The following is a 26,773-nucleotide window of genomic DNA, read 5'->3' as shown; positions in this document are numbered from 1 at the left end:
CATGCGAACATCAAAAGATTTTCCTAATACATTAGTAGATTGGGATTTATTTGTATTACGCCATCAAAACAGAAAAAATGTTGCTGTTCATTTCATCAGTTTTATTTTCTTCTGGCTCTCACCTATTCTTGCAGTTGCTGTGAATCCTTGGTTTATCCTTGGATTTTTTGCATCAGGGATTATCGGTACGGCTGGTCACTATTTTTTCTCTGACGGCACCGTTGACGCCAAAGAAGCGACTTCTAGTCTTCAGGTTGTTCAGTTCAGCTCTAAAATGGCCTTCCTTTTTATCTCTGGAAGGTACTGGGAAGAAATTTCTTACGTAAATGCGAAATGGCAAAAATATAAAAATGGCGAAATCGAATCGAAGGCCAATGATGAAATGTTTTCCAAATTAGGAACAAATGTATGAATAAAAACTTATCCCAAACTCATAATTCAACTTTACTCGAAGATGTTAAAACTCTTAAAAGAATGGAGATGTCACTAAAGAAGAGTAAAGAACTGGATCAGACAGAAAATATGGATCTATCGGCGAAACTATTTAACCTTGCTGAATGCAAAGATGAGATGTGGAATCCTGAAAAATTCAGTCTGATGTATGGAACATGGTTATGGGATCATTCAACACCTGCACAAAAAGTAAAATTGAATCAACTTTACTGGATTGCTTACTACGCACAAATTATTTCGGCAGAGATAGCTACAATTTTCTTTAACCAGACTGCAGCTGCTGCTATGTACGGACTTGAAGATTTCAAAATCGTATGTGACACCCTTGATCTAGAGTCAGCTCAGGAAAGAACCCATATCAATGCCTTTAAGGTTATTTCCGAAAAATATGAAGAAGAAGTTTTTGGAGAAAGAATTTTTACTTATCCAATGAGAACTCCTTTTGTTAAGACAATGCTCTACTCTGACCTGTCTAAAATGCAGGAATGGTTCAGAACATGGCAGCTTAGAACTTATTCAGTGCTTTCTTCAAATAGTGCATTCATTGGTTGCCAGTACTTTACTGTTAGAGGGCTTAGAACACTGAATGGAAAAATGGTTCAGCATCAACTGTCTCGTTATTACACAGAACACGCTAATAAAGAGAACTCACCGATTCCATCGAAAGTAAGTTATTACCATTTCATGGATGAAAGTTTTCACTTCAATACATCAAGTGTAATTTCTCATGAAGTTATCAATTCTCTTCCTGCGGCCAGTAAATTTGAAAAAATGGTTGCGAACATGTCATTGGAAGGATGCCAAAGAGACCATTACAATTTCTCTACGGCCATCAATGGAATCTTTTGGTACGACCCTGCTCTTTATCCATTAATCTATAAAGTTTTAAGATCAAAGATCTTTAATATGTCTCATCTTGAAGCACTGGAAGCGTTAAGAAAGAGTTTCTGTGAAGAATCTGAAGGAATGATTCAATCACATCAAACTCATCAGGAGTCTATTGATTCATACAAGCATTACCTGGCGGATTTTAAGTACATTAATAAGACCAATAGAGACATGTTAATCATGTCAGAAAATAAACTGGAAAAGCATTTGAAAACTAATCGTGATGCTTTCAAAAAATTTAGATCAAAGGCCGCATGAAATATAAGATTGAATTCACAGATAAGGCCTATTCTCCCATTGAACTTAATGAGAATGCTGAACTCTCACAAACGCTCACTATTCAAAACTCTCCTATCCTCTTTGGATGCAGAACTGGCATCTGTGGTACATGCCTGATAAGAGTTCATGAAGAGTCTCCTCACCCACTTCACCAAAGAACACCTGATGAAGAGGAGTTTCTAGAAGGTCTCTATCCTGGCGATAAAACTCTTCGTTTAGCATGTCAGGTAAAATTAACGGCCAATATAAAAATAGAAAAAGAAAAAATATGATTTCAGAAAAAGATTTCTGGTACATTCTTGCTGAATCTCACGAGCTTAAGAAAGATCAACTTAAGGCCTGTGAGCTTTTTAATGATTGGCTGGTCTTGTTTCGTGATAAAAATGGCAAAGCTTGCGTTTTAGAAGACCGCTGTCTTCACCGCACAGTTCAGCTTTCAAAAGGCAGAGTCCACAACGGGCATCTTCAATGCGGCTATCATGGATGGGTTTACGACGGATCAGGAGAAGTCGTTCAAATCCCTTCTGAAGGGCCTGAGATGATTACTAAAAAGAAATGTGCAAAAACTTATGATGTAATTGAGCAAGACGACTATATCTACGTTAGATTGAATTCCAAACCAGAAATTGAAACGAAGCCCTTCGTTATGCCTTCATATAAAAAGAAGGGATACACGACTATTCGTTTACAAAACACTTTTGAAAATAATGTTACCAACTGTGCTGAGAACTTTGTTGATATTCCCCACACGACGTTCGTGCATCCTAAAATTTTTAGAGATCCAGGTAATGAGCAGCTTGAGGCAGAAGTCACTAGACAAAAAGGCCATGTAAAAGTCACCTATCTCGGAGAAAAGAAAAACTTCGGATTATTCTCCTGGTTCTTGAATCCTAAAGGCTCTGACATCGGTCATACCGATGAATTCTTCATGCCCAATGTGACTACAGTTAATTATTGGTTTGGCGGAGAGAAGCATTTCATCATCACTTCCCAATCAATCCCTTTAAAAGATAACAAGACACTTGTTTACACAGATCTTACTTATAATTATGGAATCTGGAATTATTTCAGTCGACCTATCATTAGAAAGCATGGCCAGGCGATTATCGATCAGGACATTGTCATTTTAAGAGATCAAATGAAAGGGATCGAAAAGTACGGAACCAATTTCAGTTACTCTCCATGCGATATTATTCATACCTATATTGAGTCTATCCAAAAAGAAATCCAGGAAGGAAGAGATCCAGGGCTTTTACCTGATCGCACATCTAGGATTAAATTTTGGATATAAGTTTTGAACTCATTCTTGTTTTTGCAGTTTTCTGGATGCTGACCATCTGGACTGTCAAAAAATATAAAGAAAGAGCACTTATAAGAAATAAATCCGAATGGTTTATTGATATCCTGGGATTACTTCAACAAGGTTTTTTATTTCCCTTAATTCAAACTTATCTTTTGTTTGCTGTCCTTCAGAAATTCACGCCTGAACTCAGAGGGATTATCTCGATCAATCCTCTTGTTTCTTTTTTAATCCAATTTGTGATCATAGACTATCTTTACTACTGGAATCACCGACTGATGCATACATCCACGCTTTGGCCGTTACACAGAGTTCATCACTCCGCTCAAAAGCTAGATTTATGGGTCACTTCAAGAAACAGTTTCTGGTCTTCATTTTTCATCATTTATTTATGGATCCATGCTTTTTTTATTTTTCTCTTAAACGATGCCAAAGGATTTCTACTGGCGATTGCCATTGGAAATGCTCTGGACCTATGGAGACACTCAGGTTTTCGTCTTCCTGGGAAATTAGAAAAGGTTCTGGAGAAATTTATGGTTCTTCCTCATCATCATGAGTGGCATCACTCTAGCACCATTTACGATAAAAATTTTGGTGCTAACTTTATCCTATGGGATAAATGGCATGGGACTTTTTACTCTACAGATAAGAAATGTGAAATATTGGGAGAAGATATGCAAAGATTTTCTTTTTGGAATCAGTGCTTTTTTCCCTGGAGACTTAAATAATGACTATACTCGGCCGACTTATTTCATTATTTCCTTTAGTGCATTTTTTAGGATTCTCTTATTTTCTTTACCTAACTGCTGCAACACATCCAATTTTTATTATTGCTTCGCTGGCATGGCTTTACCTGTTGCCACTTCTTCTCAATCAGATTCATAATTTCTTTTATCCCTTAAAAGAAGAATCTAAAAACTTACAGTCAAAAGAATACTCCGCATGGTGGGGCAATCATCAACTTCAATATTTATTCATCATTGTTCCCCAATTCGAACAAATCCTTCATATCGTCCCAGGACTGTACTCTGTCTGGCTTAGAGCATGGGGATCAAAAATTGGTAAAAAGGTTTTCTGGACTCCGAGAGTAGAAATTCTCGATAGAGGTCTAGTCGAAATTGGAGACGGCGTGGTTATTGGTCATCTTACAGCGATGAGTTCTCACATGGTCGCTGATATTGATGGAAGAGCTCATCTGATTACTAAAAAAATCATCATTGGAGAGCGCTCATTCATTGGAGCTGACTCTCAATTCGGCCCAGGGACTGTCATAGAACCCCGCTCAAAAATAAAACCTAAAACTAGATTGTGGTGGCGTGGAGAATACCAGTGAGTCTGATTCTTCCTTTAGCACGCCAATTCCTCAATGTGATGAGTTCTCAAAAAATTCGATTTTTTGAAGAGTCTTTAAAGGACCCACAAAAGGCCCAGGCCTATCTTTTAAACAAATGGAAAGCAGATAAAACCCATCTGGAAAAAGTTGTGGGACATGAGTACACCTCTGGAAGTAGCGGTGCTAAGAAGAAAATCACTTACACCAAGTCGCTGAAGAACTCATTTTCAGATATGTTTCAAATTTGGGCCTGTGATATTTTAAACAATGCTCCTATTAAACTCGATTCAGGCGTGGTTTATATGAGTCTCTCGCCAAGAATCAATGATCATGGCGGTCTCGACAACGATACAGAATACGTCTCTCCCCTGATGCGTCCTCTGCTAAAAAAATTCCTGGCCGTAGACCCTGCTATGCAAAGGGTGACTTCGGGAGAAGAGTTTTATCATCAAGTAGCAAAGCAACTTCTGGCACGACGTGACCTCGAGATTATCTCAATCTGGAGTCCAACTTATTTTCTTAATCTTCTGGATTATATTGAAACTCATAAAAAAGAATTAGGTTTTAGCGGGTCTTTTAACGACCACTGGCCTCATCTGCAAATGATCAGTGCTTGGAGTTCCGGTGAATCACAAAGCTCCGCAGAAGAGCTAAAAAAGATCTTTCCTGAGGTTTGGTTTCAGGGTAAAGGTCTCATGGCCACAGAAGGCCCCATGACGATTCCTTGGATTAAATCTCAAGGCATGCTCCCACTACTCAATCATACTTATTTTGAGTTTATGAACCAATCTCATGACAGACTTCTTTTGCATCAGTTAAAAGAAGGCGAAGAATATGAAATTCTCCCTCGTTTTCCCAATATGGAAACTCGTTACGAGATTGGCGATAAGGTGGTTTGCACCGGCCATTACCAAAAAACTCCAATGCTTGAGTTTCTTGGAAGAAAAGGCGACAGCTCAGACATGGTTGGAGAAAAGTTATCAGGAAATATTTTAAGAGAATTGTTTACTCACGACTTCCTGGATTTTGTCATCATTGCCAACAAAGACGACAAAAACTTTCACTATACCATTATAGCTGAGTCTCAGAATTCAAACTCCAAACTCGATGCAGTCGCAATTGAAAATAAACTTCAAAGCATCCACCATTACAAACTAGCAAGAGACCTCAATCAATTAAGGCCCTCAAGACTGTTGTATGTAAATGGATTGAAAAAAGAAATTAAGAATATTCAATTAAACTTGGGGATTCGCGAAGGTGATCAAAAAGATTTTACGATAGTTAAGAGACCTGAAGTTAAAAAAGCACTCTACGAGTGGGCCTTAAGCATGTCCTCTTCTGAATAAGATAGCCAGATACCATTCTTTTGAAATTTATTGAGAAGTTCATCGCCCAGTGATTTTTCTGTTAGCAATTTTAAACGGGCAAGCTTTTGATTGGTATCAGAGACCGCATTGATTTCACTAATGAGGATTTTTGTATGTTTTTCAGATAAATCCCCCACTTCTTTTTTAATTTCCTGGATAAGAGTCCAAGGCCCGATTCTCACCATGTTTAAAAGTTCGTGAAAAGCATCCAGTAAAAAAGTGTTTTGTTCTGTCTGTTTTTTTTCCAGTAAAAGAACTCCAGCTGAGTGATGCCTCGTCTCATCTTTGATAATTCTCAAAAAGACTTCGCGCATCCCCTTATCAGCACTCTGCTCGGCAAGAGTCTGATAATAACTAAGCCCCCATCCCTCTAACAGGATCTGGATTAGAAAAAGATTTGAAGGCCTATCACCTTCAGTGATGATCTTTCCAATATGACTTGAGAAACTTGGAACATCAGATGCTGTGATATTAGCATTTAAAAAAGGAGTTAAGCTTTGTAAGTGCTCTGCTTCTTCAAATCCCATGATTGAAAAGAATGACCTTTCCTCTTGAGACTCCGCTATTATATTCATCTTGGCAGCATAAAGCATACCTGCGTTTTCTATGTAATAAGCTTCTCGCAAAAGATGCTCATTCATTCTTGAAAGGATTCTAAATTTCTGTTCTTCTTTTAAACTTTTCCACAAAGAGCTTTTATTCAAAAAAAAGAAGTTTTCGCCCCAATAAAGACCATCGGTAATAGTTTTTTCAACGGGAGTAAAACCATTGGCAGCAAATGATACCTTAACCAAGCGTTCGATCTTAGATTCATTCTCTGAAATATTTTTAAGAAACAATTGGTCTTTGTTAATTTTCATTGATTAATTTTCTTTAAAAATATTTTGTTAAACATCATATGTGACATTCGATGAAGAACTCCTGCCGGCATTAACTTTCTTATAAAGGCAGTGGCATTTGCATCTTTTCCAAATGGCACCCTTAGAGGCAGAGATGATTTCTTAGATAATCGCCAGACTCCTAAGGCCAGGTCAGCTGGGTCTTGATAATTTTTTCTGCTCATTATCTTATTTCTTAAAGATTGATAATTCTGAGTTTGAAGATCATAAGTTTCTTCTTTTTGATTACCCCATACCGAGCTTGAACCAAACTTCGTGCGGTAACCTCCAGGCTCAATCAAACAAACCTGAACACCATGAGGTCTTAATTCATAATCTAGTGATTCTGAAAAACCTTCTACCGCAAATTTACTTGCACAATAAGCGCTTGAAAGTGGAAAACCTGAAAAACCAAACACAGAAGAGAAATTAAATATTTTCCCTTTCGATTTAATCACAAGAGGAAGAAGAGTTTGTGTAACTCTGACCATTCCAAAAAAATTAACTTCGAACTGATGGCGGATTTGATCTAAGGATAAATTCCCAAGAGCACCAAAGAGCCCATACCCTGCATTATTGATTAAGATATCAATGGAGTGTCCGGAAGCTTCAAGCATCTTTTTAAAAGCATGACACTCTGACTCCACAGTCACATCTAAATCGAACTCAATTAAAAGATCCTTATATTTGTTTCTTTCATCGTTAAATATATCTTTTCTAGATGAAAGATTTCTTCCTGTTGCGATAACAGTTTCCCCATGAGAAAGAAATTCTCTCACTATGGCCACTCCAAAACCTGAAGTCGCTCCTGTAATAACGATAGTTCTACTCATTTAAACAAACCTTTGATCATTTTTTTTAACATGTATTTTGCTGGCATAACGATAGACATCTCGGCGATACAGCATAACTCTACCCCTTCCTGCCATTTAGGATTCTTTTCTTGAAAAAACTTAACTCTTGGAAGTCCAAGAAGTTCACAATGAATATCAGCGACATCTGACTTTAGATGGCATGTATCGCCAGATGGGATAACAAGATTTTCTTTGCCGTGATAGCTCTCTTTAAATTTTTTCGAATAAAAAGAATTCATGAGTTCTTGATGATGACTCTTTGTATTTTCCTCATAACGTGGGTAGTGAACCACAAAATTATTGGCCATTAATAAGTAGGTTTTATACCCCTTAGAAATAAGGAACCAATAAAGAGGACGGAAAGGATTTTTTATCTTTTGCATCCAAAGGTATTTTAGAAACATAATACCTAATGCGGGAGATCCCCAGTATTCATTGGCCACAACAGTGTCACCACTATAAATCCCATAATAATCTTTATTATCTTTCGTAATTTTAACTTTTAGGATTGTTGAAAAACCCTGTATCTCTTTAGAACGGGAGTCTTTAAGTAGAATGACATCTTCTTTTTCATAAAGATCTTTTTTAAAAGTCTCGAAAGGATGACCTTCATAATACTGACAAAATAAATGATACATCCTAGTCAGTTCACCAGACTCTATCGCCTTCGGGTTGATAACCAACGCGACCAGCTTGTTTTTCTTAACCTGATTAACCAAAGTCATGCTCGCGAGTTCCATACTATCTCCATGCTCCACTCCAACTACTAGGCTTCAGTTTATTTACATATTGAATAAACATACTAATTGGACGATCGATTTCTAAAAGATTTGCCGGATAAAATCTCATGTTTTCATAAATCATTCCGTCTTCTCCCTGAAGTGCGAAGAATGCTCTTTTAGTCATGAATATTAAAATTTTATTGGTAATCGCTCCTGTGAGACCTTTTCTTTTTTTATCTACATAAATAGGTTGAACTAATGTTTTTCCCTTTCCTATTGGTCGATAAGCAAAAATCATATGAAGACTTGGTAACTGTGGCCCTGTTCCAAACAGACGAACATTCTTCATCAATGTCAGGAATCCATTATTGGCCGAATCGTATCTCATTGAGTAAGAGTAACTCTCACCTAAAATCCTTCGTGCCATTCTGTCTTTTAAAGTCTCTTTCCCAATTTTTCCAGTAAGAGTGATGTCGATCATATCACCGCTGGATTTCTCAGCGATCTGCACATTCATCTCAAGGTCTATTGCATGAACAGTTTTTAAATGTTGAGGATCAATCCCATTAATCATTGTTATATGATGGTGGCATGACCTTTCATATGGTTTACCAAACTTAAAAACGACATCATCACTAGGAAATTCAGCAAACGAGGCCAGTTCAAATTCTGGTACAGATGAAGGAAACACCCAAATAGCACCGAACTGCTCTATGACTTTATAAGATTGATTTTTAGCTTTTGCCTGAATTTTTTCTTTGTTCTGTGTACTGCAAGGAATATCAACACATTCCCCGTTTCCGTTAAACTTCCAATGATGAAAGAAACATTGGATATTTTTGCCAACAACTTTCCCCACACCAAGATGAGTCCCCATATGTGGACAATAAGCATCCATTCCATAAAGCTGATTTTCAAGATCTCTAAAAATGACGATCTCCTGCCCACAGATTTGAAATCCTTTCACTTCTTCTTTTTTAATGTCAGAAGACTTTGCAACAAAATACCAACCTGTCGCTATAACATCCCAATTATTAAAAACGGGGAAAGAAACAATTGGCTGAGTATTTTGATTGGGAACTCTAAAATCTGTCATACAACTCCATCTATTAAAGATAAATTAAATCGGGATAATTGCAAGATTGCAGAAAAATCTCATCAATACCTGATGCTTTTCATCTCTCAAAAATAATGAATGAATTCTAGTAGATAAGCGGTTTTCTATTATAATAAAAGCTATGCTATCAAATAAAGAAATTAAAAGAGTTGATAAGGATCTTCATACTTATCATGAGAATATTCACACTCAACCTATTTCGAAGGAGAAAGTGTTTAATCGCTCTGATCTGCTCACTTGTGGATGGCTGCCATTATGTCCCAGTAGTAAACTTAAAAAAAATACTGTTAGATCATTTAGCGTTTTTAATCAAAGAGTCGCGGTCTTCAGAAAAACTGATGGCAGCCTTAGTGCTTTGGATGCTTTTTGTCCGCATATGGGGACTGATTTAGGTAACGGAAAAGTTATCAATAATCAATTACAGTGCTACCTTCACCAGTGGAAATTTGATGAAGAAGGACACTGTTCTAAATTAAAAAATAAAAAACTACAAAAGTATCCGGTTGAAGAAAAATACGGGTATATCTGGATTTTTCCTGATTCTACAGCGCCTTTTACTGTTCCTTCCCCTCCTGGATTAGAAAATCAGGAAGTAGAAGGCATACACTTATTTAAAACAAAACTTTTTGTTCACCACCATATTTTAATGGCGGGCGGGATTGATCTTCAACACTTTAAGAGTGTGCATAATCTAGATATAAATTTTCAATACGATGTAAGTGTGTCTGACAATAACCAAAATTTTATTTGGGGCCTTAAAGGAAATCTTCCACAAAATAGTATTCTTCAAAAGATTGCCCATTATATCACTGGCGGTATTTTTAAGTACCAGGCCCTCTTTTCAGGTGGCTCTATTACTTCTCTTACCTATGGCAACGATCTCTATTTTAGAAATAAGGGTTTTAAACTCCCTACAACCTCTATTCTATGGGCGGCGACACCGCATCATAATGGAGTAAGCGATGTAGATATCTTTTTAGTTTTAAAAAAGGAAAAAGGACTTATTGGTTTTGTAAAAAAGCAGTTAAAGATTCTTTTTGCTTTAATACTTCAAATTGCCCTAAAAGATGATGACGTGAAGGCGTTTCCTCATATGAGATACAATGTCACTAATCCCTCTGAAGGTGATCGCTCTGTTTTAGACCTTATCAACCGAATAAACTCAGTACACCTTTCTCCATGGGGTGAGAACTTCAAGGAAAAAATATGACATCCAAAGAAGGTACAGTAAGGTCCCTAAGTCTCGATGAATGGTTTTTATCAATACAGCTTGATAAAATCAAAGATGGCTTTCATCTTCCCTTTAGAGTCAAAGTTGATATCACTCATTTAGTTGAGAAGTACGAAGCAGAAAATAAGAAATTATCTCTTACTTCTTTACTAATTAAGGCCAGCTCAATTTTAATCAAAGAAAACCCTGAATATAATCGCGCTTTTTTCAAAACTATTTTTGGAAAAAAAATCGTTGAACCAAACTACAATGCAGTCAATGTTCCAATTGAAATTAACCACAATCAAATCAAGATTGTCTCATCAGTGGCCATCCAGGATGCCTATCAGAAATCCTTGGAGACAATTAGTAGTGAACTAAAAAAAGAAAAATCAAAAACGCTGGAAGATCTACCTGTCAATAAACTCATCCACGGTCCAGGCAACTACTACTTAAACAAACTCAAACTGCGTCTCATCTTTTTTGTTTTTTCAAATTTCCCCGGATTTTACCTGAAAAAACACGGCGGTGGTATTTCCGTGAGTTCGTTGTTTTCAGTTAACAAATCTAATGATGACATCCTTGCCACTGCTTATGGTATGACAGCGCTTGTGCTTTGCTCCGCTAACTCTTACAAAAAAGAAAATAAAACTTTTCTGACTATCAACATTGGCTTCGATCATGGAGTAAACCATGGGGCCGATTGTGTAAGGGCACTATCCCAACTCGTATCAATTTTAGGTCGAAATAATTTATGAAACTCACTCTCTTTTACGTTCTATCAATCACGTTAGGTATCGCTGCGTTCTTAGGTATTAACTATTACGGAAGCATGCAGTTTGGAAATATAATAGCGGCCTCTAGTAGCGCTTCTCTTACTCATGCAAGTCTTCTAAGAGATGTGCTGGTTGCTCTGGCCTTTATAATTGCAGTGGCAAGAATTTGTGGAATTCTTCTGGAAAAACTTGATCAGCCTCCTGTTATGGGTGAAGTGATTGGCGGTATTATCATCGGACCTTCTTTGCTTGGAAAATTTCTTCCCGGAGTTAGTGCTCTTTTGATTCCTTCCTCAACGATGCCAGTCTTAAATATCATTGCCCAGATTGGTATTATTCTTTATATGTTTCTCATGGGCCTGGAATTAGATTTAAAAGAACTTAAAAAAAGTGCGCATCAAACTTTTATTATATCTCATGCAAGTATCCTGCTTCCTTTCGTTCTAGGAAGTATTCTCGCTTTATTTATCTTTCAAGATGTGGCCCCAGCAGGAGTTGGATTTACAAACTTTGCTCTCTTCATGGGCGTATCAATGTCGATCACGGCATTCCCCGTTCTTGCCAGAATTTTAGCTGATAAAAATATGACAAAAACGGCCATCGGTTCATTAGCACTATCGTGTGCTGCAATTGATGATGTAACGGCGTGGTGCCTTTTAGCATTTGTCGCAAGCCGTGCTCAAGGCCAAGGGCAAAACTTCCTGATGACTTATGGACTGTGTGCCCTGTTCATTCTGTTTATGCTTTTTATTATGAGGCCTATACTGACAAAGTGGATTGGTAGTTTTAAAAATCAAAAATCGTTTACCAACAACAAAGGTGCGGTCTTTCTTATTGCTATTTTATTATCTGCGCTGGCAACTGAAGTTTTAGGTATTCATGCCATCTTTGGTGCCTTTCTCTTAGGTCTTATCATTCCTCATGACAGCATCGTTGCTCACGAATTCAATCATAAATGGCAAGATGTTATTCGCGTTCTTATGCTTCCAGCTTTTTTTGCTTATACAGGCATGAAGACGCAGATCGGTTTATTAAATACACCTCAAGACTGGCTTCTTTGTTTACTCATTATAGCCGTCGCAACAATTGGGAAACTAGGTGGAACACTTATTTCGGCGAAGGCCCTTAAGTATTCCTGGTCAGAGTCACTCACGTTGGGAATATTAATGAATACCAGAGGACTGGTTGAACTTATTGTTTTAAATGTTGGATTAGATTTAGGAATCATCTCTCCTCGATTATTTACAATGCTTGTTATAATGGCCGTCGTCACGACTCTTATGACGGGTGTGCTATTAAGCAAACATGTAAAGAATAAACATTAAGATTCTACTGCTGCAATAAGTTAGCTTTAAAAATAGTCAAATGCCGTTGTCACATAATACCAAAGGACTATAATAATCCTGTCAGTATAATATGAATAAAAGGTATTTACTATGAAATCAAATAATACACGACCTGTTCCAATCTCTTATTTTGGAACTTCACTTCTTGCAATGTCTTTACTGAATAAGGGAAATGCTTTTTCAGAAGAAGAGAGACATGACTTAAAACTTTATGGACTCTTATCACATACAGTGGAAACTATTGAAGAGCAGGCAAAGCGCACTTATGCTCAATACGCTCAACACAGTTCTGATATTGATAAGCATATTTTTCTAAGAGATTTACAAGATACAAACGAAACTCTTTTTTACTATTTACTACGCTCTCACTTAACAGAGATGCTTCCTATTATTTACACTCCAGTTGTGGGCGAAGCCTGTGAACGTTTCTCTGAAATTTACAGAGCAGCTCGCGGCCTTTTTATTTCTTACCCTGATCGCGGTCGCATTGATGAAATGCTTGCTGATGTAACGAAGAAAAAAGTTAAAGTTATTGTGGTGACAGACGGAGAACGCATCTTAGGTCTTGGAGATCAAGGTATCGGCGGAATTGGTATTTCAATTGGAAAACTTTCTTTATACACAGTTTGTGGTGGAGTCAGTCCAGCTTATACATTGCCAATCGTTTTAGATGTTGGAACAAACAATGAAAGACTTTTAAATGACCCGTTATATATGGGATGGAAACACCCACGTATCACAGGACCTGAGTATGAACAATTTATCGATTCGTTTGTTCAAGCAGTAAAACTTCGCTGGCCGGATGTTCTTCTGCAATTTGAAGACTTCTCTCAACGAAATGCCTCACCTGTACTTAATCGCTACCGTGATCAGATCTGTTGTTTCAACGATGATATTCAAGGAACTGCAACTGTAACCTTAGGTACTTTAATTGCTGCCAGTCGAGCAGTTGGTGAACAACTACGCGACCAGAAGATTGTCTTCTTAGGTGCGGGAGCTGCTGGTTGTGGAATTGCTGAGCAGATCATCGAAAGAATGAAGCTAGAAGGTTTAACAGAAGCTGAAGCACGCTCTAGAGTTTTCATGGTCGATCGCTTCGGTCTTTTAACAGACAACATGCCAAACATTTTAGATTTTCAAGCTAACCTTGCTCAGAAAAAATCTGGTCTTGCAGCATGGGCACAAAGTGATGAAGAGATTTCATTACTCAAAACTGTTCAAAATGTGCACCCAACAGTTTTAATTGGTGTTTCGGCACAACCTGGATTATTCACTGAAGAGATCGTTCGTACAATGCATTCACATTGTGCTCGTCCAATCATCATGCCTCTATCTAATCCAACTTCGAGAGTTGAAGCACACCCTATCGACTTGATTAACTGGACTAATGGAGCTGCAGTCGTTGCAACTGGAAGTCCTTTCATGCCTGTGCATTTTAATGGAAAAGTTTATCCAATTGCTCAATGTAACAATTCATATATCTTTCCTGGTATCGGATTAGGCGTTCTTGCTGTACGTGCTCGTAAAGTGACAGACCTAATGTTGATGGCAGCAAGTGAAGCACTAGCTGATCTTTCTCCTTTGGCACAAGCACATACTGGTGGCCTGCTTCCAGACTTAAAAGATATTGAAAAAGTGTCTCGAGCGATTGCTTTCAAAGTAAGTCGTGCTGCTCAGGCCTCTGGTGCTGCTGAGAAAATAAGTGATCAGGATTTAATGGATAGAATTGAGAGTAATTTTTGGTATCCGCAGTATCGAACATATACGCTTAAAGAAAAATAATTAGGTACCAAACCTGATTGTATTGCGAATATGTGTAAGAGCTAATTATAACTCTTGAATTCTCTTTGAAAAATCTTCATTCAAGTTAAGGTAGTAATTAGGGTTCAAGCGCGATTTATCACGTCTAATTTCCTCATAACCACTTGCTCTGATTGAACGGGCAACTCTTGCTCCGATAATAGCACCTTGTGAGTTTACGAAGTCTTCTTGTTTTTCGTCTTCAAATTTTCCTAGGATATGACTTCCTAAACTCTCTACTCCACCAACAGTTCTTGCACTTAATGGACCTTCGACGTAACCATAAAGCATGATTCCAAACATGTGGTACCAAGAACCAAAGTTATCACCATCTTGTCCAAAACTATTAATGATAGGCCTAAGTCTGATTGTCACAGGAAGGTCTTGTCTATTATGAACTCTCCAATAACGATTAAGAACGTTTTCAATCGTTAGAAGCGTCAGGTACATATCACCATCGTTAATACGGTAGCTGGCCTTGATTAAATCATGTGGATAAAGTGAGTTAATTTCCTGATCCAGAATCCATGCTTCTAACTGCTCTTCTGATCCTGAAAGCATGTACTGTGATGTCTCTCCACGAGCAAGAGCAATAAGAAGTTTTGAAAACTTCCCCATCAATGAATATGTTTTGGATTTTGACGACTTAAACTCTGCGCTCCACTCATGGACCTTTCCGTACTTAGGAGTAATTCCTTCTTGAAAACCATCAACAATAATCTGATCGATCATGTAAGCAAATTCCTTTGCCTTAATCGGATTCTCGTGACCTTCAAGATAGATTTTCTGTAATTTAAGTTTTTCAGTTAATGTACTTTTCTTTTCTTCACTTATGTTACTTTTTGCAATTTGATCAAGGTCGCGGCTTCTTACTTTCCTCACCACTGATGCGACAGGAAGCGATTTATCATTTGCATCGTAAGTTTTAGTAAATAGTTCTTCAGCACACCCTTTTCCACTCTCCATATCTTTAACAAAGCTATTAACCTTTTCATTAGAAGAATCTGTTAAGCTCCACCATATTTTTTTAGGAGTACTTTGTGCTTTTCTTAATAATGAAATATCTGCAACAAAGTCACTCTCAGTAGCTTCTGGTTGCTGATAATGTGTCAAAATAATTTCAGGCATTTTCTCGACAGCAAGAGGATTACTTAAGTCAGCTTTGCTAATTTTAAACTTGTCACACTCACCTGCATAAACTGAAAGTGTTAATGAAAATACAAATGTTGAAATAATCATCTTCATATTAATTCGTCTTTCCTGATTGGACTTCTTCAGTAAGTGCCTTTAATAAAGGATTTAACTGATCTTCAATAATTCCTTTGGCAATCGGCCCAACTAGATGAGAGTAATCACTTCCTTTATAAATTTTCCCTTTCACCGTACCAGCTATCTTTTTGCTATTTAAAGTCTGTGTACAAATAATTGCTTCTAAACGGTCTACGTTGTCTGTCACTAATTGGTCAGAGCCATCCAGATTGAGGATTAACTTATAACCTGTTTGATTTTTGTCACAGCTCTTATTATCTTCAGTAACATCCAGTACTCCATTGACGAAAACTGTTTTAGAAATAAACATAACTGTCTTCGTGGCCTTAAAAGACATCGAATTTTGAGAAACTTTTTTATCAGACATCTTAGCGCCTTCTGATTTAAATCTTCCCAATAGTCCTTCCGGATACTTTAAAGTTTGTTCTAATCTTTCTTCAACCTTTGCGCCTTCAAGTTGAAATTTGATTGGTGCAACAGAGAAGAACTCTTCTGCGTGTAGATTTGTACTTGCAATTAAAGCTAGAAATAATAGTTTTTTCATAGTTCTCTCTGGATTATTCAAACAAGTTTATTACAGAAGCTGGACAATTCTTTTGAAATTGTAATTAAGTAAGGGCCGTCCATAAAATAGACAATCCCCCCTTAGAGAAGGGTCTTCAAGTATTGATTTTAAGAGGAAATTTGTAGTGCTAAGATAAGTGGAGTGGTCATTGCCTGCTTTCCAATGAAATGTCTTATTGAATAAGAACCAACAAAGACACTAAACATTTCTTGGTATACATTCTTAATTTCACTCGATAATATTTTCATCGAGGTATTAAAATGACTAAATATAGACATGAAATTAAGTTACTAATCCTTAGCTCGCTTGTACTTTTCGTGCTGAAGAATCTTTTCGTTCTTATTTATAATCTTATTTTTGTCGACGAAAAATTCAATATCCCCAATGCCATTCTTGTCCTTCTCTTAACTCTGGTCGCAGGACAAATTTATGGAATAATAAAAGAAAAAAAATTTACATGGATTCTCTCATTCATTCAAATCCTCATTGTATTCTTGATAGGCAAAGGGACTTTTGGATGGTTATTTACCTATCTTTTTGAACCAATCAACTTCCTGGGACTTTCTTATTCTTACTTGATCACTGTATGCCTGATTGTCTCTGAAACTTACAAGACGTTATGGCTATATAAAAGCCTCCAATAACGCTCCACTCTTTACATACTTCAATGAAATGATCTAAAAATGTAGGTATTAATTATTACGTACCTGCAAGGAAAACATGAAAGCTCTTCTTTTCTTATCTATGTTTATATTAATAGCATCTTGTTCTAAGTCTTCTGCAAAAACTCCCCCGAAACCAACAATCTCAAAACCTCCAGTTACATTATTTTGTGGGCACATCCACTATGGTTGCGAAGATGTGGACACTGACACCGTAGAAATTGAAATCAAAGGTCCTGATAAAGTTCAAGTCATCCGTCAGTTTCATAGAAGTGATCTTCCCTTCACTTCTGCATTTATTGGAAAGTTTGTTAAACCAGAAGAAATCAATGCAAAATTTGATTTAAAACTAACTCATAAAAATTCAAGATTCGATCAGACAACAAATGCAGAAGGTGAAATTATTTTAACTCTCACTTGTGCTGATTTGAGTACTTTCAAAGACTGTAAAGTAAGCGGGCATCCTGCTGCCTCTAATAAAAAACTAGGAAAAATACCTGGATGGGATAAGACCGAAGGCGACGTTGATCAATTGTCATGTAACCTGAAAGCTTTCACAACAGATCAAGCTTCTGTAAAAGACTGCACAGACGAATAATCCTATGACTGAAAAAATACCATCGTTTCAAACAGAGAGACTTATTTTAAAAGAAATTCAAGTCTCAGATCTTCCTTCTTACAAAAAATATTTTGTTAATTATGCTGTTATATCTCAGCTGTCGGCCTCAGTACCATGGCCTTATCCTGCAGATGGTGTGGAATGGTTTTTTAACAACGTCATTCTCCCTAAGCAAGGCAATGATCGTTGGGTATGGGGAATTCACTTAAAAGATAATCCCAATGAACTTATTGGTGCTGTCGACCTTTGGAGACAAGGTACTCCAGAGCATAGAGGTTTTTGGCTTGGTGAAGAGTTCTGGGGCAAAGGTTATATGACTGAAGCAGTTGAACCTATCACTGAGTATGCTTTTAATGAACTGGGTTTTGATGAGCTTATTTTTTCAAATGCCTTGGGGAATACTAAATCTCGCAGGGTCAAAGAAAAGGCCGGCGCGACGATGATAGAAATTCGCCCTTGCTTATTTGTAGACCCCGTACTCACTCAAGCTGAAACATGGCAATTAACAAAAGAAAATTGGCTCATTCATAAGTCATTGTTGTTATTTAAATAAAATGCAACACGTGATTATCTCAATGCCACTGGCCCAAAATTGGGCCACAAGAAATAAAGATGCTTTTCCTAAGTATATGGATAATTAGGTATCCGTATTTTCCTCTTTTATTATTCTCAAAACCTAATACCATTTAAACATTAAATAATTTTAAAAGCGCTCATTGTAGGTACCAATGCATAATATCCTATTGCTCGAAGAAGTTTCGATTCCTGAGAATCTTCACCTTTTGATTCTTGATAACACTAAGTCTTATCAAGAACGAATGATTTCTGATTTAGGTGAAATCGGATTTAAAGGAAAGATCACTGTTGCGACTTCTCTTGCTGAAGCTTTCGAACAATTTAAAAAAGAAGCTCCTGGCTTCGTTCTTTGTGATTCAAAATTAGTTGATGGTATCGGAACAGACTTACTAAAAGCGATTAGATCTAAATCGCAATTAAATTACCTTCCCTTCTTAATGGTTTCTGCGGACAGTGACATTGATAATATCCTGGAAGCAACAAATGATGGTGCTGATGGATATCTTGTCAGACCGTGGACGAAAAAAGATCTTATTGAACAGATTGCTTTTGCTTACAGTAAAAGAAAAAGACCTGATCCCGTTTAATACCAGAGTACTCTGCACTGGTAATAAAAAAACCATTTGGTATTTACCAATAAAATGTCACAATTAGAGTACTCACTATTCTAAGGGATATTTTATGAAATCAATTTTCAAAGTCTTTGCCAGCTGGAAGATGCTCGTCGTTCTTATGCTGGGATTTGCTTCAGGTTTACCATTAGGTTTAACCGGCGGAACTCTTCAGGCCTGGATGAAAACCGAAAACATCGACATCGGTACTATCGGTCTTTTTTCTTTGGTTGGTATCCCCTACACATTAAAATTTATCTGGGCCCCGTTAATGGATCGCTACGTTCCACCTCTTATGGGACGTCGTCGTGGCTGGATGATCCTGACTCAAATTGGATTAATTATTACAATCGCGGCCCTTGGATTTAGCGATCCAACTTTAACTCCACAATACGTTGCCTTCTTTGCTGTCTGCGTGGCCTTTTTTAGTGCCAGCCAGGATATTGCAATTGATGCATATAGAATTGAAGTGCTTGATGAAAATGAATTAGGTGCCGGAGCAAGCATTAACATCATGGGGTACAGAATCGCCATGATGGTTTCAAGTGCACTAGCTTTAATCATGTCTGACCACATGTCATGGTCGATGGTTTATTTAATAATGGCCGGATGTATGGCCGTTGGTGTTCTGGCAAGTATCTTTGGGCCAGAGCCTCTTGCAAAAGAGCTTCCTCCAAAAACTTTAATGGATGCTGTTTACAAACCATTCACTGAATTCTTCAGCCGCGTTGGTGCTGTTGAAATGTTAATCTTCATTTTAATTTACAAACTCGACGTTGCTTTTGCTATGGCACTAACAACTCCATTCATGATGGATTTGGGATTTTCTAAATCAGATATCGGTTATGTATTAAAAGGTGTCGGGATGTTTGCGACAATTGGAGGAACACTTTTAGGTGGTGCCCTTCTATATAAATGGGGAATTAAAAAATCTCTTTGGGTCTTTGGTATTGTCCAGGCACTTTCAGGATTCTCATTTTACATCCTAGCTCACGTTGGAAAAAACTATCCTGTAATGATGGCCGCAGTTTGTATTGAAAATATTTGTAGTGGTTTAGCAACTTCAGCTTTCACTGCTTTCATGATGAACATCTGTGATAAACGATACACGGCAACTCAGTTTGCCTTACTAACAAGCTTTATGGCCATTACTAGAACTTTAGTGGCAACACCGTCTGGATATATTATGAAAAGTGTTGGATGGGAAATGTACTTCATTATCTCTATCCTGATTTCGATTCCAGGTCTGCTTCTTTTACTTCGTTATAACAAATGGCAAGTTCACCACGAAGGACAATGATTTTTTAGTTTCATCTGCTCAGGGCCTGTTCCTGAGCAGTTTTTTTTCTACTTCCTACTCGACATATAATTCATTTCCCAATTAAAATCTTCTGCATGAATACGATCACTCTAAGAGAATTAAGACTCAGTGATAAGGCCGCTTTTAGTGCTGCCTCAAACGAGCTGTGGGAAAGTCATTTCATATTTGCTCACTACTTCGAATCCATTGCTCATAATTCTTTTGAAAAGTATGTTGAAGTCCTTCCACTCTTTTCCAAAGGGAAACTCATCCCGAGTGAGCACGTTCCAAGCACAATACTTTTTGCTTTTAACTCTCACGGTAAAATTGTTGGCCGGGTTTCAATCCGCCACACTCTCAGTGAAGCCTTGATGATTATCGGCGGGCATGTTGGTTACGGCGTTGTTCCTTCAGAAAGACGCAAAGGATATGCGACTCAAATCCTAAGTGAATCTATTCTCTATATAAAATTACATTTTCCTCAACTTGACCGTATCCTTGTCACTTGTGATGAGAGTAATATTGCATCAGCGAAAACCATTGAGAAGAATGGTGGCGTTCTGGAAAATATTACAGAAGATCATAAGAAGCGTTATTGGATTGATCTTTAATCGAGGCGTTTATGAAAACTTGGTCTGACACGAGAATTCTAAAATTATTCAATATTGATTTGCCAATTCTTCAGGCACCCATGGCCGGTGCTAACAATTCCGTCATGGCAATTGCTGTTGCAAAGGCCGGAGGTTTAGGCTCTATTCCTTGTGCACTGTATACTGCCGATCAAATAAGAAATGAAGTTCAAAAGTTTCGCGCAGAAACAAATAAACCACTTAACCTGAATTTCTTCTGTCATAAAAATCCTGCACCTGATTCTATACGCGAGGAAAATTGGTTAAAAAAACTTGAAGCCTATTACCATGAATTTGGTCTAGATAGTAAAAATGGATACACTCCCTCAAGTCGAAATCCATTTGATGAAAAATCCTGCGAGCTGGTACTTGAATTAAAACCTGAAGTTGTAAGTTTTCATTTTGGTCTTCCTGCAAAAGAACTTGTCACCAAATTAAAAGCTGCTCACATTAAGATTATATCTTCTGCGACTACAGTGGATGAAGCACGCTTCCTTACTGAGAATGGTTGTGATGCCATTATCGCTCAAGGGTTTGAAGCTGGTGGACATCGAGGCATTTTTCAATCTCTCGATATCAATACTCAAGTGGGAACGATGGCGCTTGTTCCACAAATTGCCGACGCAGTATCTATTCCAGTTATCGCCAGTGGTGGTATTGCTGATGCACGCGGAATTGTAGCAAGCTTCGCCCTTGGAGCTTCTGCCGTGCAAATCGGGACTGCTTATTTATTTTGTCCTGAATCCCTCATCTCCCCTGTTCATAGAAAAGCATTGAAGAGTGTGAAAGATAATCAAACTACTTTAACAAATATTTTTACCGGCAGACCTGCCAGGGCCATTGAAAATCGTCTCACTAAAGAACTAGGCCCGATGAATATCCTTGCTCCTGAATTTCCGCTTGCAGGAGGTCCACTCTCACCATTAAAAGCAAAAACTGAACCGATGGGTTCTGGCGATTTCATGTCGATGTGGTCAGGGCAAGCAGCCCACTTAGCTGTGGAATTACCGGCAGAAGAACTTACAAAGCATCTTGCCAATGAGGCCTTAAAAAGAATGAGAATGTTTGATTAAGCTGATTTACTTCTTTCAAAAAAATTGAGCTAATTGATGTCATTCACTCAAGGAGTTCTCAATGATAAAATTAATTACATTAATAACAGTTTTAATATTCTCTCTTCCCGCTTTTTCTTTTGAGATGGGAAGTTACCATAACAAAATGGCAGACGAATCGACTGGCTGCTGGATTGAGGTCCTTTCAAATTCGGCTTCAATTAAAGCAGACGGACACTGCTACACAGAACAAGGCATGAGCTACAATATTATCGGTCTTGTGAGAATGAACTACGGTTTGTATGAATATAAGTTTGAAATGGATGGTGAACTTTTTATCAACAAGATCATTGTTTCAAAAGATTTAATTAGTTTTAAAATTTATAACATTGAGACATCAGAGATGGTTCAGGATGAATACCTAAAATATATCAATGATAATCAAGTTCAGTACTACCTTTCATATTTTGACTTTAGAGGCGACAGGGATGTTCGTTTTGATATTACTCTAGACAGAGAAGTTGAATAATCTAACAATGGCCCGGCCATAAACCGGGTCTTTATTTGCTAATATTTCTTGAATCAACTGGAATTGTAATAATAAAAGTTGTCCCTTTTTCAAGTGAACTCTCAAGACTGATTTTCCCACCATGCCCTTCAACTAAACCTCTAACTAAAGCTAGACCTAGCCCCCAGCCTTTTTGATTCCCTTGAGCAGCTGAGACTGAACGATGAAATGGCTCAAAGATATGAGACTGATCTGCCTCGTTGATTGGAGTTCCTTCATTGTGAATATGTATCTGAACATTGTTTTCTAATTTTTTCACAATGATTTTAATAGGAGAATCTTTTGATCCATACTTAATCGCATTAGATGCTAAATTATCTACAATACGGCGAATGGCCGATTCATCCCAATGCCCACAAATATCTTCCTCGGCAATCAAATCAAAACGGTCCGCATAAAGGGCCTTAAAGTCTTCAAGTGATCTATTAATAAGCTTAATCAAGTTACATTCAACGATATCCAATGGAATTTTTTCACCAATGTTAAGCTGGCTGACATCAAGTAAGTCTTGAATCATATAATCAGCACGATCAATATTTTCAGTAATACGCTCTGCTGTTTTTTTCACCTGGCCAGACTCAGGATTTGATCGGATCAAAAGCTGTGCACCCAATTTTGAGGCCGCAAGTGGCGTACGTAAATCATGAGTTAAAGCGGCCACGAAAGTTTCGCGCATCACTCTTTCACTTTTTAATTTTTCAATCTGTGAACGTAAATTAATTTCAGTCATAATGGAAGCTGTCAGCTCACGCATAACTTCAATGTCATCTTCACTCCAGACTCTGGCCTTAGAATCCACAGCACAAAATGCACCAATAGAATGCCCATCGTCTGTCATGATTGGAAGAGCTATAAAAGCTCCAATCCCCCACGGTTTTGTGGCCGGGTGAAATTTTAAAAGTGGATCAGTGGATGCATCGTTAGAAATGATAGGTTCACCTTGAAGTGTATAACGACAAATGGATCCATCTATCGGAACTTCACGGATGACATCATATGGTGCCGGCAGGCCATGTCCTGCTTTAAAAAATTGTTTTTTATCACTAACGAAAGAAACGATTGTGAGAGGAACTTTTAAAATTCGTGCAGCAAGATTGGCAAGACGATCAAAAGCAATTTCAGTTGGACTATCCATCAGCCCGGTATCTTGTAAGGCCTTCAACCTTTCCGGACTAGTTAAAAAACGATCGCAAACTTCGACTTGTTTTTCAGTGGAATGACTTAATTCACCGGTAAACTCCATAAATATCTGCCTTACAATACGTCCTTTATCTTTGGTTATCATAGGCCTTGTAAGTAAGGTTGTCTTTATGAGTACGGTCATGAATCATAAGTCCGCCATACTGAATTCCCTATAAAATTGATTAGTTAAATGATCACGCTAATGTTTTTCCATACCTGACCGATAAGTTCAGGTGTTAAATATTTTCTGTAGGAGTTTTGAAGATGCCAATCAAAAAAAATAAGCGAATTTTAATCACTTCGCTGTTTTTAATTTCCATTCTTGCAAGTTGCTCACACCAACCCACTCAAGTCGCATGGTCTTCAAGAGATATCACTCCTGAAGAACGTCAGATGATGTCCACTTATCCATCTGCTTCCGAACGCGAGCCTGCGGATTGGGTAGATCGATGTGTATCAGGTGTTAGAAACTTTTTTAATCCAAAGGCCAATGGCGTAGATGCTGTTGTTCTCAAACCTCTTCCTGAGTTAACTCAACTTAATCCTCAGGTAAAACAATTTCCTAATGGAAAAAAATATACTGAATACCAGGCCAATATAAATGTCATGAACAAGTATCCAGACTATGACGAATATCTGGAACAGACGGCAGAAATTATATTTGAACCAGTTGAGCCTTTTGGGCACATCACTTTAAGAATTGGAAAGAAGCTTCATTCTTTCAATTTTATTCAATCAACTTCTATTAACAATTTTTCTCCTCGAATGAAAAATAGTTCGAACCCTGAAATGTCAGGTTCGATGGGTTACATCTTCCACATTGGAAAAGATAAAATTGAAGCGATGGCACAAGAAATTGAGATGTTTTATAAAGTGTCAGCTTCTAACAACGTTCCGCCCTTTGATGCTTACTCGCCACTACTAAAAATTCATGAAGTCGATGGAACTTTTGGAAAGACTCTGAAGTTTCAGTCTGAGTCACCAAAGTATGGAAATGAAAATAACATCACTGGTAAAATCGTTGAAGAAAACGGAAATTTCTTTCTAGATTCTGAAAAAGGAATCAAAGTTCCTGTTATCAAAAAAGGAAAAGAATATTTTACTCAAAGTTATTCATGCTCAAGTTCAGCAGGACATGTCATGGAAAAATATTTTGGTATTACGCTTTCATACGATGGCGCTGCTAAATCAATCAAAGAATCTTTAGATAACGGTAACATTAACGAAAATATTTCTCCAATCGGGATTATGAAATACTATGAAGAACAATAAAACCCAAAGCGCTCTTTTACTGACAGTTCTTTTAGCGAGTTCATGTGCGACAGGGCCGGATCGCTATACTCCTGTGCCTTACCGTGAAGACGTGAGTTTTTATCAGCCGTTTATGGCAGATAGATTTCCTGCCGGTGCTAAAGAATGCTGGGACTCTGTTAGATATTTTTTTGGTGCTGAAAAACCAAACACTGCTGCCGATTTACTTCACAATCAGGTAACTGCTAAAAAAATCACTGAGGCCATGGCCAAAAATCCTCTTCGTTACCCTAAAGGTTTTGAAGGTAAAGAAGGTTATCAAATTCAATATGGTTTTGAATCAGAGTATCTTCACGATGAAACGGAAGTTCTCCTGAAAAACTATATGCCTGCTCCTCCATTTTACAATGACTCTAAAGAGGCATGGCTGGCGATGACTCCAGCGGCCCGTCTGAAAAAAATGGATGATCTTATCGATGCATCTGAAGATGCAGCTCCAGAGGATCAGCTTTTTGCTTATAGAGCAAAAGGAAAACTCATCAAGATTACAGATGATAAAGAATTAAATGCAGCTCTTCCAGACTCTTTTGTTTACGATGCAGGACACTTTGAGATTGTTCTCGATCCTTCAAATACAGCTGAAGAAATTATTTCTAAAATCAAAATTATTAATAAAAATCTTGGCGTAGGTTCAATGCAGCTGACGGTTTCCAATCCGCTGGATAAAGCATTCTTAAAAGAGAACAAGGCAGCAAGAGAAGAACTAAAATCAGAACTTCTTGGTTATTATAACTTCATGAACGACTTTGATACTCTATCAAAACTCGAAACAGGTTATGAAAGATTTTTAAAAGATCCAAAAGTTCAGGCCGTAAAAAGTTTTAACCATCCTTGGCTTGGGCCAATGAATAAATTAAAACACGACAAGCTTGAAAAGCTAATTGACGGTATTGTAGAAGGCAAGGCCTATAGTGAAGATCAACTAAAACAAATGTCTTATCTGGTTGTTTCACATAAGTTTATTGGTGGACTTTCATTCAGACCCGACGTTGCTTACAAAAAAAGTCGTCTGGCAAGTGAAGTGCGCGATTGTCACCAAAACGTTAAGTGCATTGAAGACAGAATTATTCGTGAAACTTATTTCCTGATGAAAGGAAAAGAATCATTCAAGTCATTCAGCACGCTGGCACAATTTGATACTGAGAAAAACTTTAGTAAGATTAAACCTAATGATGTTCAAAATATGTTAAGTGCTCTTTTTCCTCCATACGGGCAATTCGAGCAAACAGAATTAGAACTTTATAGAAATTTCTCTTTTCCATTCCGCGACTGGAGCAAACACGTTGAAACTCTTGGTAAACCAGGACTAGCAACTCAGATTGCCGATGCTCAAACAGCTTATACTGAAGCATTGAAAAAAATTATGTTTGAGTACAACGCAAAGATGATCTCTGCTGACCGTGCAACGAGAGAGCTTGCCAAAACCGAAGCACAAACCAAGGTTATGGGAGCACTCGCAGAATTCTCAAAGAAAAGTGGTCTAACAGATGCGATGAAAGCAAAATACAATGAACTGCTTAATCCTGAAGAGATCAAAAACTTTGATATCTTGAAATTCACATTTTTTATTAAAGCATTAAGACCAACTGGCGAGAGCATAGCTCTTGTCAGTTTTTATGAAACTAGGCTGACTGCTTAAGACTTGCAACCTGAACCCGACCGTCGGCCGTATAGAAAAAAACCTTGCGCCCGACTTCTCCACCGACGTGCTCACCAACCACTTCAATATGGTGGGCACTCAAGATATCACGGGCCATTTGGATATTCTGTTCACCAATATTATTGAATCCACCACCAGAAGCTCTCACCAGACAGTTGGCCCCACCAATAATTTTCGCTTTTAAAGACGATGATGGCCCCATTGTGAGCTTTTTAACTTCATTGATGAGTATTGGTATGGCCTGGTCCCCATATCTTAGAGGATCGTCATCCAGGTTGTGATCGAATTGGTATGGAAGAGCGTAATGAATCATTCCTGCAAAATGTTTTCCGGGTGAAAAAAGACAAATGGAAACGCATGAACCTAAAACAGTTGAAATAACCGCAGGGTCTTTGACCACAATAATTTGTCCGATATTCAAGCTTAATTTTGATTCGTCACTCATG

The 26,773-nt window shown here is 37.7% G+C and carries 29 protein-coding genes; 21 read left to right on the top strand and 8 right to left on the bottom strand.

From position 1 onward, the window contains the following. Nucleotide 1: 1 nt before the first annotated feature. Genes SHI21_RS12300 through SHI21_RS12270 form a run of 7 tightly spaced genes read left to right on the top strand, consistent with a single transcriptional unit; the run spans nucleotide 2 to nucleotide 5,599 of the window. Nucleotides 2-412 (top strand): DUF962 domain-containing protein, encoded by a 411-nt coding sequence (locus SHI21_RS12300; protein ID WP_323576889.1) that lies wholly within the window; start codon nucleotides 2-4, stop codon nucleotides 410-412. Beyond that, nucleotides 409-1,599, top strand: a complete 1,191-nt coding sequence (locus tag SHI21_RS12295) for a P-aminobenzoate N-oxygenase AurF (RefSeq protein ID WP_323576888.1) — start codon at nucleotides 409-411, stop codon at nucleotides 1,597-1,599. Before SHI21_RS12300 ends, SHI21_RS12295 begins: the two co-directional genes overlap by 4 nt. Next, nucleotides 1,596-1,892, top strand: coding sequence for a 2Fe-2S iron-sulfur cluster binding domain-containing protein (locus SHI21_RS12290; protein WP_323576887.1), 297 nt, complete (start codon nucleotides 1,596-1,598; stop codon nucleotides 1,890-1,892). Before SHI21_RS12295 ends, SHI21_RS12290 begins: the two co-directional genes overlap by 4 nt. After that, nucleotides 1,889-2,911, top strand: a complete 1,023-nt coding sequence (locus SHI21_RS12285) for an aromatic ring-hydroxylating dioxygenase subunit alpha (RefSeq protein WP_323576886.1) — start codon at nucleotides 1,889-1,891, stop codon at nucleotides 2,909-2,911. The genes SHI21_RS12290 and SHI21_RS12285 overlap by 4 nt, the downstream gene beginning before the upstream one ends. Next, the gene (locus tag SHI21_RS12280) at nucleotides 2,902-3,648 is read left to right on the top strand and encodes a sterol desaturase family protein (RefSeq protein ID WP_323576885.1); all 747 of its coding nucleotides are present in this window, start codon (nucleotides 2,902-2,904) and stop codon (nucleotides 3,646-3,648) included. The genes SHI21_RS12285 and SHI21_RS12280 overlap by 10 nt, the downstream gene beginning before the upstream one ends. Next, entirely contained in the window at nucleotides 3,648-4,253 is a 606-nt protein-coding gene (locus SHI21_RS12275; protein WP_323576884.1) for an acyltransferase, read from the top strand. Before SHI21_RS12280 ends, SHI21_RS12275 begins: the two co-directional genes overlap by 1 nt. Then, nucleotides 4,250-5,599: a GH3 family domain-containing protein gene (locus tag SHI21_RS12270; RefSeq protein ID WP_323576883.1), complete on the top strand. Its 1,350-nt coding sequence runs from the start codon at nucleotides 4,250-4,252 to the stop codon at nucleotides 5,597-5,599. The genes SHI21_RS12275 and SHI21_RS12270 overlap by 4 nt, the downstream gene beginning before the upstream one ends. Here the strand turns inward: SHI21_RS12270 and SHI21_RS12265 are convergent. Genes SHI21_RS12265 through SHI21_RS12250 form a run of 4 tightly spaced genes read right to left on the bottom strand, consistent with a single transcriptional unit; the run spans nucleotide 5,563 to nucleotide 9,170 of the window. Continuing rightward, a complete protein-coding gene (locus SHI21_RS12265; protein WP_323576882.1) occupies nucleotides 5,563-6,480 on the bottom strand; it encodes a ferritin-like domain-containing protein in 918 nt (305 codons plus the stop codon). The two genes, SHI21_RS12270 and SHI21_RS12265, sit on opposite strands and share 37 nt — an antisense overlap. After that, nucleotides 6,477-7,331: an SDR family oxidoreductase gene (locus SHI21_RS12260; protein WP_323576881.1), complete on the bottom strand. Its 855-nt coding sequence runs from the start codon at nucleotides 7,329-7,331 to the stop codon at nucleotides 6,477-6,479. The genes SHI21_RS12265 and SHI21_RS12260 overlap by 4 nt, the downstream gene beginning before the upstream one ends. Continuing rightward, nucleotides 7,328-8,092: a hypothetical protein gene (locus tag SHI21_RS12255; RefSeq protein WP_323576880.1), complete on the bottom strand. Its 765-nt coding sequence runs from the start codon at nucleotides 8,090-8,092 to the stop codon at nucleotides 7,328-7,330. The genes SHI21_RS12260 and SHI21_RS12255 overlap by 4 nt, the downstream gene beginning before the upstream one ends. A 1-nt stretch (nucleotide 8,093) precedes the next feature. Further along, nucleotides 8,094-9,170, bottom strand: coding sequence for an aromatic ring-hydroxylating dioxygenase subunit alpha (locus tag SHI21_RS12250; protein ID WP_323576879.1), 1,077 nt, complete (start codon nucleotides 9,168-9,170; stop codon nucleotides 8,094-8,096). Nucleotides 9,171-9,312: 142 nt separating this feature from the next. On the opposite strand from SHI21_RS12250, the gene SHI21_RS12245 reads away from it, so the two are divergent. The 4 genes from SHI21_RS12245 to SHI21_RS12230 all read left to right on the top strand — a co-directional run bounded on the left by SHI21_RS12245 (nucleotide 9,313) and on the right by SHI21_RS12230 (nucleotide 14,305). Continuing rightward, a complete protein-coding gene (locus SHI21_RS12245; RefSeq protein ID WP_323576878.1) occupies nucleotides 9,313-10,401 on the top strand; it encodes a Rieske 2Fe-2S domain-containing protein in 1,089 nt (362 codons plus the stop codon). Then, on the top strand, nucleotides 10,398-11,159 hold the full coding sequence (locus SHI21_RS12240; protein WP_323576877.1) for a hypothetical protein: 762 nt from the start codon (nucleotides 10,398-10,400) through the stop codon (nucleotides 11,157-11,159). Before SHI21_RS12245 ends, SHI21_RS12240 begins: the two co-directional genes overlap by 4 nt. Further along, on the top strand, nucleotides 11,156-12,502 hold the full coding sequence (locus tag SHI21_RS12235; RefSeq protein WP_323576876.1) for a cation:proton antiporter domain-containing protein: 1,347 nt from the start codon (nucleotides 11,156-11,158) through the stop codon (nucleotides 12,500-12,502). The genes SHI21_RS12240 and SHI21_RS12235 overlap by 4 nt, the downstream gene beginning before the upstream one ends. 111 nt (nucleotides 12,503-12,613) lie before the next feature. Beyond that, nucleotides 12,614-14,305, top strand: a complete 1,692-nt coding sequence (locus SHI21_RS12230; protein ID WP_323576875.1) for an NAD-dependent malic enzyme — start codon at nucleotides 12,614-12,616, stop codon at nucleotides 14,303-14,305. 45 nt (nucleotides 14,306-14,350) lie between these two features. On the opposite strand, the gene SHI21_RS12225 is transcribed toward SHI21_RS12230, so the two are convergent. Both SHI21_RS12225 and SHI21_RS12220 read right to left on the bottom strand, forming a co-directional pair. Then, nucleotides 14,351-15,568 (bottom strand): hypothetical protein, encoded by a 1,218-nt coding sequence (locus tag SHI21_RS12225; protein WP_323576874.1) that lies wholly within the window; start codon nucleotides 15,566-15,568, stop codon nucleotides 14,351-14,353. A 1-nt stretch (nucleotide 15,569) separates the two neighbouring features. Then, nucleotides 15,570-16,136 carry a hypothetical protein gene (locus tag SHI21_RS12220; RefSeq protein WP_323576873.1) on the bottom strand — a complete coding sequence of 189 codons (567 nt, stop codon included), beginning with the start codon at nucleotides 16,134-16,136 and terminating at the stop codon, nucleotides 15,570-15,572. 281 nt (nucleotides 16,137-16,417) lie between these two features. On the opposite strand from SHI21_RS12220, the gene SHI21_RS12215 reads away from it, so the two are divergent. The 8 genes from SHI21_RS12215 (at nucleotide 16,418) to SHI21_RS12180 (ending at nucleotide 22,135) form a co-directional block, all read left to right on the top strand. Next, nucleotides 16,418-16,801, top strand: a complete 384-nt coding sequence (locus tag SHI21_RS12215) for a hypothetical protein (RefSeq protein WP_323576872.1) — start codon at nucleotides 16,418-16,420, stop codon at nucleotides 16,799-16,801. Nucleotides 16,802-16,877: 76 nt separating this feature from the next. Continuing rightward, entirely contained in the window at nucleotides 16,878-17,417 is a 540-nt protein-coding gene (locus SHI21_RS12210) for a hypothetical protein (protein WP_323576871.1), read from the top strand. A gap of 4 nt (nucleotides 17,418-17,421) precedes the next feature. After that, nucleotides 17,422-17,991, top strand: coding sequence for a GNAT family N-acetyltransferase (locus SHI21_RS12205; protein WP_323576870.1), 570 nt, complete (start codon nucleotides 17,422-17,424; stop codon nucleotides 17,989-17,991). A gap of 175 nt (nucleotides 17,992-18,166) precedes the next feature. Beyond that, a complete protein-coding gene (locus SHI21_RS12200) occupies nucleotides 18,167-18,601 on the top strand; it encodes a response regulator (protein WP_323576869.1) in 435 nt (144 codons plus the stop codon). Between the two features lie 94 nt (nucleotides 18,602-18,695). After that, nucleotides 18,696-19,925, top strand: a complete 1,230-nt coding sequence (locus SHI21_RS12195; RefSeq protein WP_323576868.1) for an AmpG family muropeptide MFS transporter — start codon at nucleotides 18,696-18,698, stop codon at nucleotides 19,923-19,925. Nucleotides 19,926-20,020: 95 nt separating this feature from the next. Next, nucleotides 20,021-20,536, top strand: a complete 516-nt coding sequence (locus tag SHI21_RS12190; RefSeq protein ID WP_323576867.1) for a GNAT family N-acetyltransferase — start codon at nucleotides 20,021-20,023, stop codon at nucleotides 20,534-20,536. 11 nt (nucleotides 20,537-20,547) lie between these two features. Beyond that, on the top strand, nucleotides 20,548-21,627 hold the full coding sequence (locus SHI21_RS12185) for an NAD(P)H-dependent flavin oxidoreductase (protein WP_323576866.1): 1,080 nt from the start codon (nucleotides 20,548-20,550) through the stop codon (nucleotides 21,625-21,627). A gap of 61 nt (nucleotides 21,628-21,688) precedes the next feature. Continuing rightward, entirely contained in the window at nucleotides 21,689-22,135 is a 447-nt protein-coding gene (locus SHI21_RS12180; RefSeq protein ID WP_323576865.1) for a hypothetical protein, read from the top strand. Between the two features lie 31 nt (nucleotides 22,136-22,166). On the opposite strand, the gene SHI21_RS12175 is transcribed toward SHI21_RS12180, so the two are convergent. After that, nucleotides 22,167-23,417 (bottom strand): GAF domain-containing sensor histidine kinase, encoded by a 1,251-nt coding sequence (locus SHI21_RS12175; RefSeq protein ID WP_323576864.1) that lies wholly within the window; start codon nucleotides 23,415-23,417, stop codon nucleotides 22,167-22,169. Nucleotides 23,418-23,620: 203 nt separating this feature from the next. Between SHI21_RS12175 and SHI21_RS12170 the strand changes: the two genes are divergently transcribed. Next, entirely contained in the window at nucleotides 23,621-24,628 is a 1,008-nt protein-coding gene (locus SHI21_RS12170) for a hypothetical protein (protein ID WP_323576863.1), read from the top strand. Then, a complete protein-coding gene (locus SHI21_RS12165; RefSeq protein WP_323576862.1) occupies nucleotides 24,615-26,306 on the top strand; it encodes a hypothetical protein in 1,692 nt (563 codons plus the stop codon). Before SHI21_RS12170 ends, SHI21_RS12165 begins: the two co-directional genes overlap by 14 nt. Here SHI21_RS12165 and SHI21_RS12160 read toward each other — a convergent pair. Beyond that, nucleotides 26,290-26,772 carry a chemotaxis protein CheD gene (locus SHI21_RS12160; protein ID WP_323576861.1) on the bottom strand — a complete coding sequence of 161 codons (483 nt, stop codon included), beginning with the start codon at nucleotides 26,770-26,772 and terminating at the stop codon, nucleotides 26,290-26,292. The two genes, SHI21_RS12165 and SHI21_RS12160, sit on opposite strands and share 17 nt — an antisense overlap. Nucleotide 26,773: the final 1 nt, after the last annotated feature.

Origin of the sequence: Bacteriovorax sp. PP10 (assembly GCF_035013165.1) — a bacterium.
In the GTDB taxonomy this organism is placed as follows: domain Bacteria; phylum Bdellovibrionota; class Bacteriovoracia; order Bacteriovoracales; family Bacteriovoracaceae; genus Bacteriovorax; species Bacteriovorax antarcticus.
The sequence above is the reverse complement of the archived record's forward strand: the minus strand, read 5'-3'. Positions and strand labels throughout refer to the sequence as shown.

Bases quoted from the DNA above. Each gene is read 5' to 3' on its own strand.
- SHI21_RS12225 (WP_323576874.1), bottom strand. From the start codon at position 15,568: ATGAAGATGATTATTTCAACATTTGTATTTTCATTAACACTTTCAGTT.
- SHI21_RS12160 (WP_323576861.1), bottom strand. From the start codon at position 26,772: ATGAGTGACGAATCAAAATTAAGCTTGAATATCGGACAAATTATTGTG.
- SHI21_RS12290 (WP_323576887.1), top strand. From the start codon at position 1,596: ATGAAATATAAGATTGAATTCACAGATAAGGCCTATTCTCCCATTGAA.
- SHI21_RS12260 (WP_323576881.1), bottom strand. From the start codon at position 7,331: ATGAGTAGAACTATCGTTATTACAGGAGCGACTTCAGGTTTTGGAGTG.
- SHI21_RS12285 (WP_323576886.1), top strand. From the start codon at position 1,889: ATGATTTCAGAAAAAGATTTCTGGTACATTCTTGCTGAATCTCACGAG.
- SHI21_RS12220 (WP_323576873.1), bottom strand. From the start codon at position 16,136: ATGAAAAAACTATTATTTCTAGCTTTAATTGCAAGTACAAATCTACAC.
- SHI21_RS12180 (WP_323576865.1), top strand. From the start codon at position 21,689: ATGATAAAATTAATTACATTAATAACAGTTTTAATATTCTCTCTTCCC.
- SHI21_RS12235 (WP_323576876.1), top strand. From the start codon at position 11,156: ATGAAACTCACTCTCTTTTACGTTCTATCAATCACGTTAGGTATCGCT.
- SHI21_RS12200 (WP_323576869.1), top strand. From the start codon at position 18,167: ATGCATAATATCCTATTGCTCGAAGAAGTTTCGATTCCTGAGAATCTT.
- SHI21_RS12170 (WP_323576863.1), top strand. From the start codon at position 23,621: ATGCCAATCAAAAAAAATAAGCGAATTTTAATCACTTCGCTGTTTTTA.
- SHI21_RS12300 (WP_323576889.1), top strand. From the start codon at position 2: ATGCGAACATCAAAAGATTTTCCTAATACATTAGTAGATTGGGATTTA.
- SHI21_RS12185 (WP_323576866.1), top strand. From the start codon at position 20,548: ATGAAAACTTGGTCTGACACGAGAATTCTAAAATTATTCAATATTGAT.
- SHI21_RS12205 (WP_323576870.1), top strand. From the start codon at position 17,422: ATGACTGAAAAAATACCATCGTTTCAAACAGAGAGACTTATTTTAAAA.
- SHI21_RS12195 (WP_323576868.1), top strand. From the start codon at position 18,696: ATGAAATCAATTTTCAAAGTCTTTGCCAGCTGGAAGATGCTCGTCGTT.
- SHI21_RS12165 (WP_323576862.1), top strand. From the start codon at position 24,615: ATGAAGAACAATAAAACCCAAAGCGCTCTTTTACTGACAGTTCTTTTA.
- SHI21_RS12230 (WP_323576875.1), top strand. From the start codon at position 12,614: ATGAAATCAAATAATACACGACCTGTTCCAATCTCTTATTTTGGAACT.
- SHI21_RS12295 (WP_323576888.1), top strand. From the start codon at position 409: ATGAATAAAAACTTATCCCAAACTCATAATTCAACTTTACTCGAAGAT.
- SHI21_RS12265 (WP_323576882.1), bottom strand. From the start codon at position 6,480: ATGAAAATTAACAAAGACCAATTGTTTCTTAAAAATATTTCAGAGAAT.
- SHI21_RS12240 (WP_323576877.1), top strand. From the start codon at position 10,398: ATGACATCCAAAGAAGGTACAGTAAGGTCCCTAAGTCTCGATGAATGG.
- SHI21_RS12255 (WP_323576880.1), bottom strand. From the start codon at position 8,092: ATGGAACTCGCGAGCATGACTTTGGTTAATCAGGTTAAGAAAAACAAG.
- SHI21_RS12190 (WP_323576867.1), top strand. From the start codon at position 20,021: ATGAATACGATCACTCTAAGAGAATTAAGACTCAGTGATAAGGCCGCT.
- SHI21_RS12245 (WP_323576878.1), top strand. From the start codon at position 9,313: ATGCTATCAAATAAAGAAATTAAAAGAGTTGATAAGGATCTTCATACT.
- SHI21_RS12215 (WP_323576872.1), top strand. From the start codon at position 16,418: ATGACTAAATATAGACATGAAATTAAGTTACTAATCCTTAGCTCGCTT.
- SHI21_RS12250 (WP_323576879.1), bottom strand. From the start codon at position 9,170: ATGACAGATTTTAGAGTTCCCAATCAAAATACTCAGCCAATTGTTTCT.
- SHI21_RS12210 (WP_323576871.1), top strand. From the start codon at position 16,878: ATGAAAGCTCTTCTTTTCTTATCTATGTTTATATTAATAGCATCTTGT.
- SHI21_RS12175 (WP_323576864.1), bottom strand. From the start codon at position 23,417: ATGGAGTTTACCGGTGAATTAAGTCATTCCACTGAAAAACAAGTCGAA.
- SHI21_RS12275 (WP_323576884.1), top strand. From the start codon at position 3,648: ATGACTATACTCGGCCGACTTATTTCATTATTTCCTTTAGTGCATTTT.